The organism is Blautia intestinalis (genome assembly GCF_014297355.1).
Classification (GTDB): Bacteria; Bacillota; Clostridia; order Lachnospirales; family Lachnospiraceae; genus Blautia_A; species Blautia_A intestinalis.
Genome location: NZ_JACOQE010000012.1, coordinates 41,760 through 53,851 on the forward strand (window position 1 = coordinate 41,760; position 12,092 = coordinate 53,851).

At 46.2% G+C, this 12,092-nt stretch carries 9 protein-coding genes; 5 read left to right on the plus strand and 4 right to left on the minus strand.

What is annotated here, in order from left to right; all coding sequences use genetic code 11:
- Positions 1–22: 22 nt before the first annotated feature.
- From H8Z79_RS14265 to H8Z79_RS14285, 5 genes are all read left to right on the plus strand, one after another.
- The gene (locus H8Z79_RS14265) at positions 23–493 is read left to right on the plus strand and encodes an RNA polymerase sigma factor (protein ID WP_015540790.1); all 471 of its coding nucleotides are present in this window, start codon (positions 23–25) and stop codon (positions 491–493) included.
- Between the two features lie 15 nt (positions 494–508).
- A complete protein-coding gene (locus H8Z79_RS14270; protein WP_118041099.1) occupies positions 509–2,752 on the plus strand; it encodes a beta-propeller domain-containing protein in 2,244 nt (747 codons plus the stop codon).
- 101 nt (positions 2,753–2,853) lie between these two features.
- The gene (gene asnS / locus H8Z79_RS14275) at positions 2,854–4,245 is read left to right on the plus strand and encodes an asparagine--tRNA ligase (RefSeq protein ID WP_015540792.1); all 1,392 of its coding nucleotides are present in this window, start codon (positions 2,854–2,856) and stop codon (positions 4,243–4,245) included.
- A 13-nt stretch (positions 4,246–4,258) separates the two neighbouring features.
- Positions 4,259–5,338, plus strand: a complete 1,080-nt coding sequence (locus H8Z79_RS14280) for a metallophosphoesterase family protein (protein WP_015540793.1) — start codon at positions 4,259–4,261, stop codon at positions 5,336–5,338.
- On the plus strand, positions 5,335–6,819 hold the full coding sequence (locus tag H8Z79_RS14285; RefSeq protein WP_015540794.1) for an AAA family ATPase: 1,485 nt from the start codon (positions 5,335–5,337) through the stop codon (positions 6,817–6,819). Before H8Z79_RS14280 ends, H8Z79_RS14285 begins: the two co-directional genes overlap by 4 nt.
- Before the next feature lie 55 nt (positions 6,820–6,874).
- Here H8Z79_RS14285 and H8Z79_RS14290 read toward each other — a convergent pair whose 3' ends face one another.
- The 4 genes from H8Z79_RS14290 to murC all read right to left on the minus strand — a co-directional run bounded on the left by H8Z79_RS14290 (position 6,875) and on the right by murC (position 11,858).
- Positions 6,875–8,059: a ribose-phosphate pyrophosphokinase gene (locus H8Z79_RS14290; protein ID WP_015540795.1), complete on the minus strand. Its 1,185-nt coding sequence runs from the start codon at positions 8,057–8,059 to the stop codon at positions 6,875–6,877.
- A 3-nt stretch (positions 8,060–8,062) separates the two neighbouring features.
- Positions 8,063–9,052, minus strand: a complete 990-nt coding sequence (locus H8Z79_RS14295) for an ATP-binding protein (protein ID WP_118041097.1) — start codon at positions 9,050–9,052, stop codon at positions 8,063–8,065.
- A 12-nt stretch (positions 9,053–9,064) separates the two neighbouring features.
- Positions 9,065–10,129, minus strand: a complete 1,065-nt coding sequence (locus tag H8Z79_RS14300) for a DnaD domain protein (protein ID WP_118041095.1) — start codon at positions 10,127–10,129, stop codon at positions 9,065–9,067.
- 349 nt (positions 10,130–10,478) lie between these two features.
- On the minus strand, positions 10,479–11,858 hold the full coding sequence (gene murC, locus H8Z79_RS14305; protein ID WP_015540797.1) for a UDP-N-acetylmuramate--L-alanine ligase: 1,380 nt from the start codon (positions 11,856–11,858) through the stop codon (positions 10,479–10,481).
- Positions 11,859–12,092 lie beyond the last annotated feature (234 nt).

Here is a 12,092-nt window from a genome sequence, read left to right on the forward strand (position 1 = left end):
CGGGCAGAAACAGAGGTGAAACATGGACGATTTAAAAAGGCCTGAAGTATTTGCCGCATATTATGAAAAGGTGTACAGGGAGCTGTATTATTTTGCACTCCACACACTGAAGAATCCGCAGGATGCGGAGGATACCGTGAGTGAGGCAGTGGCAGATGCGTTTGCAACAGTGGAGAAACTGCGTGACCAGGAAAAATTCCGAGTATGGATTTTTCAGATACTGTCCAACAAATGCAAGCGCAAACTAAAAGAATATACCCAAAAGACGGTTGAACTGCCGGATGACCTGCCGACAGGCGACGCGACGGAAGAATCGTTGCAGGTACGGGAGGCACTGGATCGTCTGGACGAAACAGAGCGCCGGATCATCTGCCTCAATGTCATTGGCGGATTCAAGAGCCATGAGATTGGAGAAATGATGCAGATGAACCACAATACTGTCCGCTCGCGGATCAGCCGCGGACTGAATAAGATGAAAGAATTTCTTGCATAGAAAGGAGGCAGCAATATGGATGATAGAGAATTGATGGATAAGATCAGGAAATCAATGGAAGACACTCCGGTTCCAGAGTCCCTGAAACCGGAGAACATACAGAAAATGCTCGAAGAGCAGAGCGAAAACCAACAGCCAAATGAAGCAGCTCGGACGGAGAAAGACGATCAGCCCAAAGGCACCACCACACACAGATTCTGGAATGCCAGAACTTCCCACTATATCGGCGTCGCAGCGGCGGCAGTTGTTGTAATTGCGGCATTGGGGATTACTCCGGGGCTGCTCAAGACGCATACCGGGGCAAAGCAGGGAGACACAACAGAATTTGACACAGTTTCACCGGAAGCAGCCGAACCTGTCAAAGTTGCACAGGCGACAGATCCGGTCTCAGGCATTGCCCATATGGACAGCTATGATGATTTGTACAACATGCTTAAAGAATGGAATGAAAACCCGACTACCAGTAACTATGCCCGCGTAATGACAATCGAAGAATCGGCCGACACTGGAAGCGCAAATACAGCGGCAGCATCAGATATGGCGTCATCGGATGCAGCTTCCCCGGACAGCGTAATTGCTGCGTATCCTGAGGGCGAAATCGATTCTGCTTTCAGCTATGATGAAAAATCGGATTCGGGTGATTATTCATCAACCAACACACAGGAAGAAATGGTTGACGAAGCAGATATCGTAAAGACAGACGGAACCTACATTTATGCGATGGACAGCAAGGGCACAGTCAGGATCGTAGACGCGGCGTCCATGAAGCTGATTGGAACGATTAACGGCGAAAACAGTGCCGATTACAAAGAAATGTATGTGGAGGGAAGCTGCCTGCAGTTAATCCGCCAGCAGGTAGAATACGTCACTTACAAAGGAGAACTGAACCTTCCGTCAGCGAGTGATGAGGACTCAGACAACGACAGTACGCAGTCAGTACGGTCAAGCTACAGCATGCCGGTGACGACCGTTTCTGTTTTGACATACGATATATCGGACAGAACTGCTCCGAAACTGACAGGAACTTATCAGCAGGACGGTTCCTATCTCTCATCCAGACGAAGCAACGGTTATCTGTATCTTTTTACTTCCTACACGCCGGATACGGGAAACAATGCAGATCAGCTTGAGTATTATGTCCCGAGAAGCGGACAGGAATATATCGCATATGATCATATTTACCTGCCGGAGCAGGAGGGTGCGGATGATTTTTCCTACAATGGAAAGGCATATCTGGTTTCCGGCGCAGTTTCAGTCGGGACACCGGATCAGGCTTCTGACGTCATGGCAGTTGTCAGCGGTGCAGAAACCTTCTACGTGAGTGAAAACAATATTTATTCCGCAGTATCGACCTGGAACGAAAAAGAGACCCGTACAGAACTTGTACGCATCGGTTATGCAGACGGCAAATTCACGGACGGAAGCACTGGTTCCGTCGCAGGAGAACTTAATGACAATTTTTCATTAGACGAATATGCAGATCATCTCCGTGTGGTAACAACTGTGGAATCCTGGAGCTCCGATTATAGTGATTTTTCACGGAGCAACAGCCTGTATGTGCTGGATCCTTCAATGAAAACAGTTGGTAAGATCGAGAATCTTGCAAAAGGAGAAGAAATCAAATCTGCCCGATTTATGGGGGAGACCGGGTATTTTGTCACATACAAAAATACAGACCCGCTTTTCTCCGTCGATCTTTCAGACCCGGAAAATCCGAAGGTGCTCGGTGAGCTGAAAATTACCGGATTTTCCTCTTACCTGCACTTCTATGGCGAAAACAGGCTGCTCGGAATCGGATGGGAGACAGATCCGGATACCGGAAATACGATTGGAATGAAATGCTCAATGTTTGACATCAGTGATCCGTCCGATGTAAAAGAAACCGACCGTTTTGTACTGAAGGATGTTTCTTTCTGCGATGCACTTACAAATTATCGTGCGATCCTGGCTGCGCCGAAGAAAGGCCTGTTTGGTTTTGCTTACGGTATGTACGGAAGCAATTCGGATGTCTATGATTCGAGTGAAAACTTCTATTACAGTGTATTCTCCTTTGATGAAGAGGACGGTTTTGTTCCGAATGCCTATGTGAAGATGAACGACTGTGGTCTTTTTGACGACGGGATGGAATGGCAGGACTACCGTACTGCACGCGGAATTTATATCAAAGATACGTTTTACCTTGTGACCGAGAAAGGAATTGCTTCCTATAATATGGCGGATGAGTATTCAGCCACCGGAATCCTTAAGTGGAATGAATAAAAACAGCGGTTCTCCCTGATTTACTCCTTGCAGGAATCTGTTGAATAGTCTATACTAGAAAGCAATTGGATGAGAAATGAATAAACAGAGAGGTATAGATTATGAAGCTCACAACGGTAAAAGAAATTTATAAAAACAGAGAAGAATACCTGAACAAAGAGGTATCCGTAGGAGGATGGGTACGAAGTGTACGTGGATCCAAGGCATTTGGATTTATCGTACTTCATGACGGTACTTTTTTTGAGACTCTGCAGGTCGTATATCATGACAACATGCCAAACTTTGCAGAGATCAGCAAATTAAATGTTGGTGCTGCGATCATTGTCAAAGGTACACTGGTTCCGACACCGGAAGCAAAACAGCCATTTGAAATTCAGGCAGAAGAAGTACAGGTAGAGGGTGCATCTGCTCCGGACTATCCGCTTCAGAAAAAACGCCATACACTGGAATACTTAAGAACCATGACACATTTAAGACCGAGAACCAACACTTTCCAGGCAGTGTTCCGTGTACGTTCTCTTTGTGCATATGCGATCCACAAATTCTTCCAGGAGAAGGGATTTGTATATGTACACACTCCACTGATCACAGGAAGTGACTGTGAGGGTGCAGGAGAGATGTTCCAGGTTACCACACTTGACATGAAAAATCCTCCGATGAATGAGGATGGTACTGTAGACTACAGCCAGGATTTCTTTGGCAAAGAGACCAACCTTACTGTAAGCGGACAGCTCAACGGTGAGACTTATGCACAGGCATTCCGTAATATCTACACATTCGGACCGACTTTCCGTGCTGAGAACTCCAACACGACACGCCATGCAGCAGAGTTCTGGATGATCGAGCCGGAATGTGCATTTGCAGATCTGGATGACAACATGGACCTTGCAGAAGAGATGCTGAAATACGTGATCCGTTATGTCCTTGAGAATGCTCCGGAGGAAATGAACTTCTTTAATTCCTTCATCGACAAGGGACTTCTGGATCGTCTGAACCATGTAGTAAATTCTGAATTCGGTCATGTAACTTACACAGAAGCAATTGAACTTCTGGAGAAAAACAACGACAAATTCGATTACAAAGTATTCTGGGGTTGTGACCTTCAGACAGAGCATGAGCGTTATCTGACAGAGCAGATCTTTAAGAAACCGGTATTTGTTACCGATTATCCGAAGGAAATCAAGGCATTCTATATGAAACAGAACGAAGACGGCAAGACCGTTGCCGCTATGGACTGCCTTGTTCCTGGAATCGGCGAGATTATCGGCGGAAGCCAGAGAGAGGATGATTATGACAAGCTGAAAGCCCGTATGGATGAGATGGGGCTGAAGGCTGAGGAGTATCAGTTCTACATGGATCTGCGTAAATACGGTTCTACCCGTCATTCCGGATTCGGACTTGGATTCGAGCGCTGCGTAATGTACCTGACAGGTATGGGCAACATCCGTGACGTCATTCCATTCCCGAGAACAGTAAACAACTGCGATTTATAAGGAGTAGTTTTGCATGATAAGATTTATTCATCTTTCTGATGTGCATTTGGGCGCAGTTCCTGACCGGGGCTGCCCCTGGAGCCACGAGAGAGAAGAAGAAATCTGGGAAACATTCCGCCGGGTTATTGCGGGTATCCGCAAGAATCCGGTGGATTTGTTGTTTATAGCCGGAGATCTTTTTCACCGGCAGCCACTGCTTGGCCAGCTTCGACAGGTCAATGAATGGTTTGCCGCGATTCCGGAAACCAGAATCTTTCTCATGGCAGGAGACCATGATTACATAAAAGAGGACTCTTTTTACAGGACATTCCGCTGGGCACCGAATGTCACATTTTTTGACACGGAAGAACAGCGCTGCGTGGAGATTCCGGAAAAAAATATATTTGTCTACGGTCTGAGCTTCGAACACAAAGAAGTGCGAACACCACTGTATGATGAGTGGAAGCCGGTTAACAAACCGGGATTCCATGTGCTTCTTGCACATGGCGGAGATTTAAGCTGCTGTCCGATGGATTTTACCGGACTTGCAGCGGCCGGTTTTGATTATGTCGCGCTTGGACATTCTCATAAGCCGCATACAGTCTGCCGTGACAAGATCGCCTATTCCGGCTCGCTGGAGCCACTGGACCGCAATGATCTTGGCAAACATGGCTATATTCAGGGAGAATATGAGGACGGCAATGTGAAAGTACGTCTTGTGCCGTGTGCGAACCGCTCCTATCAGAATCTTGTTCTGAACGTAGACAGAGATACGACGCAGTATAAGCTTGAAGAAATGCTGCGCAGTGAAGTGATGCGCCGTGGCGGCAGAAACATATACCGCCTTATTCTGAAAGGCAGGGTTTCTCCGGACAATGTACTGCTGACCGAACGGTTGCATGGACTGGGCAATATTGTTGAGATTATGGACGAATCCAGACCGGCATACAATATAGAGGAACTTTACCGACAGTATCGAGGAACGCTGATCGGTGATTATATAAACAAATTTCTGAACAAAGATCTGACCGTTGTAGAAAAGAAGGCGCTGTATTACGGATTGCAGGCCCTTTTAAGTACACAGGTTCTGGCAGATGACAGGAAACGATTATGAAAATCAGACAGATAGAAATCAAGGATTTCGGAGCAATAAAAAATAAAACACTAAAATTTACGTCCGGTCTGAATGTGCTGTACGATGAAAATGGGCAGGTGCGGGAGGCTGTACGATCCTTCATAGAAAAAATGCTTTTTGGTAACGCAGAATTTCCGTATGCCGGCATACTCTGGTTTGAAAGCGGGGGAAGAAATTACCGTCTGACGCGCGATCTGCACCGGGAGACTCCGTACAGCGAACTTCTCTGCGAAACAAGCGGAGAGCTGATAGATGCAGACAGGATCAGTGATTCAAAGGTGACTCTGGGCATCAGCGAATCCGTTTTTGAGAATGCGATCTGCATTGCACCACTGAAAGGAAATACCGGATCGGAGATCGTACGTGAGGTGCAGCGTCAGATTGCCGGATTCCAGTGGAGTGCGGACCGGACAGTGGATCTTCGCTGCACTTCCCAGAGGCTTAAGATGACTCGCAAAGGATATCAGGTACAGGTAGAACGACGCAAAAAGGCAGATCAGCTTGAAAAAGGCAAAGTAAGCACGACAATCTGCCGTCTGCGAGCAGAAATCAGCGATCTGGAGGACCAGAAACAGCAGATCGGAGAGCAGCAGAGCGCACTGCGGACGGGTGGAGACAGCAATGGTTTCCAGATGCTGGACGGACGTATCAGCGAACTGGAAAAAAAGAACCGTACACAGATTATTATAATGTGTGCTACCGTTATTGCGGCTTTTTCAGCAGCAATTTATATGGGAATGAACATGCAGACAGTGGTTCCGGCAATTCTGGCGGGAATTGCGGGAGCGCTTGTGTTTATGATAGAAACAAATTGTGAGATGCGTACTGTGCGCGAGTTGGAAAAACGTAAACGGATGAAGAACCGATGGATGGCGAAGCAGGATAAGCTTCAGGACGGCAGGAATGAACTGGATGATGAGCTTCACGAAAAGAATACGGCACTTGCCAATCTGACAGAGGAACTTCAGGAGATGGAAGAATATGCATATCTTCCTCTGATAGATGAGATAGAGATCGATTCTATTAATTATGCAATGGATACGATCGAGAAATTATCTGCCAGAATCTACGAGAAGACAGGAAACCGTCTGGTTGAGACCATGTCAGAGATTCTACGCGGAATCACAGGTGGAGAGTGCAGGGAACTTTTGATTGATGAAGACTTCCATATCCGCGTAGATACGGGAAGTGATCTTGTATCGATAGAGAATCTCCGGCTGATCACAGTAGGACAGATATATCTTTCTCTTCGCCTTGCTATGGGTGAAATCCTGTGCGGTGCTGAGAAACTTCCTGTACTGCTGGAAGAAATGTTTGGAGCATATGATCTTGAAAATGCTGCTCAGACTGTTACATGGCTTACCGGAGATCAGAGACAGGTAATCGTAAGTACCGGTAAGAAAAAAGAATTAGAAATATTGAAGAATACAGGCATTGCCTGCAATACAATAACGATATGATAAAAAACCCCTGTGGAAACAAAATTGATTCCGCGGGGGTTTTGTCGTTCGCATATTATTTCTCGTACTGAGCCATATAGTTGCTGACGCAACGTTTGATTCTGTCAGCAGGATTCAGAAGATGGCTGACAGACATATCATGATTCAGCGTATCAATGATCAGTGCGATATATTTGCTCATATCGCATGTAATGTAATACGGTTTGGAGAGAAGCTCCGGTGTCTGATAAACAAGGTTTGTAGTAAGAAGTTTATCAAAGATACCGTTCTGGTAAGCTTCGTCAAATTTTTCCATTCCTTCGGTGAAGAGACCGAAGGTGGTGCAGATAAAGATCTTGCCGGCGCCGCGTTTCTTAAGAAGAGATGCGATCTCAAGGATGCTCTTACCGGAAGAAATCATATCATCGATCAGGATGACATCTTTGCCTTCAAGCTTTGGTCCGAGGAACTCGTAAGCTGCGATCGGATGACGGCCTTTGACCATTTTGCTGTAGTCAAGACGGCGGTAGTACATACCCATGTCCACACCAAGGACGTTGGCAAGATAGATGGCTCTGCGCATGCTTCCCTCGTCCGGGCTGATGATCATGAAATGGTCATTGTCAATATGAAGACCTTCCACATTGTGGAGAAGGGCTTTTATAAACTGATATGACGGCTGGATCGTCTCGAATCCGTGAAGAGGAGTTGCGTTCTGTACACGGGCATCGTGTGCATCAAATGTAATGATATTCTCTACACCCATGCCGGTGAGCTCCTGAAGTGCGGAAGCACAGTCGAGAGATTCGCGGCCGACACGTTTGCTCTGGCGGCTTTCATAGAGATACGGCATGATGACATTGATTCTGCGGGCTTTGCCGCCGATTGCAGCAATGGCACGCTTCAGATCCTGGAAGTGATCATCCGGGGACATCAGGTTTGTGAAACCGCTGATTCTGTAGGAAAGACTGTGGTTGCATACATCCACCATAAGGTAAATATCGTCGCCACGGACGGATTCACCGATTTCACCTTTACCTTCACCGGAACCAAAACGCGGTGTTTTGACATCAACGATATAAGAATCACGTCTGTACCCTTCAAATGCAAAAGAATTTAATTCAGGGCTGTTGCGTTCTTTTCTCCATTGTACAAGCCACTCGTCGACTTTCTCGCCAAGTGGGCGGCAACTCTGGAGGGGAATCAGTCCGAGTCTGCCTACCGGAAGTGTTGTCAGTTCTTTGCTGTTAAGCTGTGCCATCGTTTATTTTCCTCCTAAAAATATTTTCTGGATTCGGATATCTTTGCCAATAAGTTTCAACATCTGATAATTGCTTGCTATCCGGGAAAAAGTTCTCTCGGAATAGGTGGCTGAAAAGTCTTCCAGTTTCAGGTTCGTCGAAATGATCGTGGATTTGCGGCGTGCGATACGCTCGTTAATACACAGGAACAGCTGCGACGAAACAAAACTGTTGGTCAGTTCAGTCCCGAGATCATCTATAATAAGAAGATCGCAGTTAAAAATAAAATCATCGCCCATATCTGTCTCGGGCTTCTTCGAGAAAGCTGTCTGCGCCAGACGGTCAAACAGGTCAAACGCAGAAAAGTAAAGAACACAATGTGCGCTTTTGAGAAGTGCATTGGCTATGCAGTGGGAGAGGAAGGTCTTTCCGACTCCGGTGCTGCCGTACAGAAACAGATTTTGTGAGCGTGTATCAAAATCCCGGACAAAGTTTACTGCGGCATCGTAAGCGCGTTTGGCGGTCTCGCGGGCAGTCAGTCCGGTAGCTTCATTTTTTATTGTATCAGAATACCAGTCAAAAGAAAAGTGTTCAAAGTTCTCTTTTTTGAGAATCTCGGTGAGATTGGACTGTGTATAGAGCAATTCGATCTCAGCTTTCTTAAAACAGGTGCATTTCTGACCACCAGTATATCCCGTGTCCTGACAGAGCGGACAGAAGTAATGCGGTTCAAGATAATCTTCGGAAAAACCGTTTTTCTTAAGAAGGGAACGGCGTTCAGCAGAGAGCGCAGCCACATCTTTCTTGAGGTCGTCAACAGATCCGGGCTCACCCTGAAGCAGAGAACGTGCTTTCTGCGCGCTTAAGGCTGCGACTTCCCCGTCAATCTCCAGAAGTCTCGGAACACGTGCAAAAGCCTCTGCACGGCGTTCTTCCAGGTCATGCTGTACCTGTGACTGGCGGCGGTTATACTCTCTCATGATAATATCATACTGAAAATTCTGCAGTGCCACGGTTTTCTCCTTTTACTGGTTCAGCAGGTGCTTTTCGTATTCGTCGAAGTTATATTCACGCTGCTGGAAATTGTTGAATCGGTTGTTGGATGCCGGTGCCGGACGGGTGTTGCGTGCGGACTTTTTTTCCTGACGCTTTTTTTTGTGGGCACTGTCCAGAGAACGAATGTCGTCCATCGTGCGGACTTCCTTCTGCTTCCAGCCTTCGAGAATCTTGTCAGTGTACTGGAAACTTGCCTGACCGGTCTGGAGGACGGTGCGGTTACATGCCTCCTGAATGATCTCCATGGAAAAACCATAGGTCTTGAGCCAGGTGTCCATCAATGTGATCTCTGTTTCGACCGGATTACGGTTGGTGATGCCCAGTGCTTTCAGGATAGAAAAATAATCCTTATTATATCTGGAACCGGACTGCTTTGCTTCTTCGACGGAGGTGATGCCCTCCTCGGCCCATGCAAGGGCAACCTTTTCGATGTAGCGGATGCTCTTGTGATTGTGGCCGACGCAGTACTCGATCAGATAGTCGATCAGGTCTACGGACATACCGAGACCATCATAGAAAAACAAAAGCTTCTGAACCTCTGTAGGAGAGAGGGTCTTCCCGAGATACTGCTCAGCGACATAGAGAAGCTGGATAATGTCTTCGTTTTGTTTGAGTTCGCTTACACGCTCCGGAGTAAGTGCTTCCGGGCGGGCAGAAGACGGATTTGCAGATGCTTCGGCCGAAAGCGGTTCAGAAGTACCGCTGATCTCCGCGGCAGCGGTGTCAGAAGACGCACCGGAGGGGGAGAGCAGGGCAATCCCGCATAATTTATTATTGTCTGTAAAATCAAGAGTCAGAAGCTCTTGCTTTGCCCAGTATTTCAGTGCGCGGAGAATGTCGCGCTCTGTACAGAGAAGCCGGTCAGCCATCTGCTCCAGACTGAAAGAAACCGGAGCACTGGAAAGGGCACGTAAAAGATAGATATAAACTTTTACAAATTCTCCATTGGCCTCCGGCATATAATTGTCGATAAATGTATTGGATAATATTGTTACCTCCGGGTGGGAGGTGTTATGTAATGTGATCATTGACATGATAGATCGCTCGCTTTCTAAACGAAAATATCTGCGTGAACAGACATTACGGATACCGCGCAAACTGCGGTATATCTGGAACACTAGGATTATAGCACAAGATTTTTGAAATGAGAATAGGGTATTTTCCTGCAGGAGATTTCCACAAAGAAATGTGGATAATGTGGATAATGTGGAAATCGATTTTTGTCGTAAATTATTTGTAACCTCATAAAATGACGAAATTTGTTGTATTTCCGCGAAAATTGCAATAACTCGACAGGATATTATGTAAAGTAAAATGGCAGAAAAAATCCACATGCCATACACGGTGAAAAATGTGTATAAACATGTGGATAATGTGGATAACTTATTTGCCAAGGAGCTGTTCGCCAATGTTTACAACGTCTCCGGCACCCATAGTTATCAACAGGTCACCCTGTGTACAATTCTCGAGTAAAAAGTTTTCAATCTCATCGAAAGTCGGGAAATATTCGCACGGAGTGCCGAGTTCCCGGATCTGTTTCTGAAGATCAGCAGAGGAGATGCCGAGGTTATCGGTCTCACGAGCTGCATAAATATCTGCAAGAACTACGTGGTCTGCAAGTGTCAGAGCCTTTGCAAATTCCGGAAGCAGAGCTTTCGTACGTGTATAAGTGTGAGGCTGGAAAACACACCAGATTTTTTTGTGTGGATAATTATGTGCTGCATGAAGTGTAGCTTCAATCTCGGTCGGATGATGTGCATAGTCATCGATGATGGTGACTTCACCGACTTTGCCTTTGTACTGGAAACGACGGTCTGTACCGCCGAAATCTTTCAGTCCGGCAAAGATCACTTCATTGTCGAGATCAAGAAGTCTTCCTGCTGCGATAGAAGCAAGGGCATTGGATACGTTGTGGATGCCCGGTACTTTCAGAGAACAGATACCGATATCCTCACCATTATGAAGAACGTGGAACGTCGGATGTCCGAATTCGTCATAAGTGATATCCGAAGCGGTGTATTCAGCATCGTGCTCAAGACCGTAGGTGATCACTTTGCATGGAAGATTTTCGGCAACCATTTCGTATTTTGGTGTGTCTGCGTTGATGATGAGTGCACCATCGGCCGGAAGAAGCTCGGCAAATTTACGGAAAGAATGACGGATGTCATCAATATCCTTAAAGAAATCCAGATGGTCAGCATCCATATTTAAAATGATTCCAAGCGTCGGGAAAAAGCTGAGGAAGCTGTTGGTGTATTCACATGCTTCTGTCAGGAAAGTCTCGGACTGTCCGACGCGGATATTGCCGCCGATCGCCGGAAGGATACCGCCGACGCTGATCGTCGGGTCGCATTCGCCCTTCAGAAGAATGTGTGACAACATGGAAGTAGTTGTGGTCTTTCCATGCGTACCGGCAACTGCAATAGAAGTGTCATAGTTGCGCATGATCTGTCCGAGAAGCTGGGCTCTTGTCAGCATCGGGAGACCTTTTTCCTTCGCACATGCAAATTCCGGGTTGTCCGGATGGATGGCAGCTGTATAAACAACAACCTGAACAGAATCGGAAATGTTGGAAGCGCGCTGACCGTAGAAGATCTTTGCACCTTTGCTTTCCAGAAGACTGGTCAGGGGGCTTTTCTTGGAGTCAGAACCGGAAATTGTGAAACCCTCTTCCAGAAGTATTTCAGCAAGTCCGCTCATACTGATACCTCCAATACCGATAAAATGGATAGAGAGCGGTTTATGGAAGTCTATCTGATACATAATATAATCTCCTTATCTTTAATATTTCTATTATAACGCGGCCGGCTAAAAATGAAAAGTGTTACTTTTGGGGGTATTACTGTGCATTTGTTTAGAAACAAAATGACAAAAATTGTCGAAAATGCACATAAAAATAAACATATAGAAACAGTATGAAATAAAAAAGTGTGCAATAGATATAAAAAAAATAAAATACTGACAAATTATTTGTAAAAAATGTTCACTAATATTGGG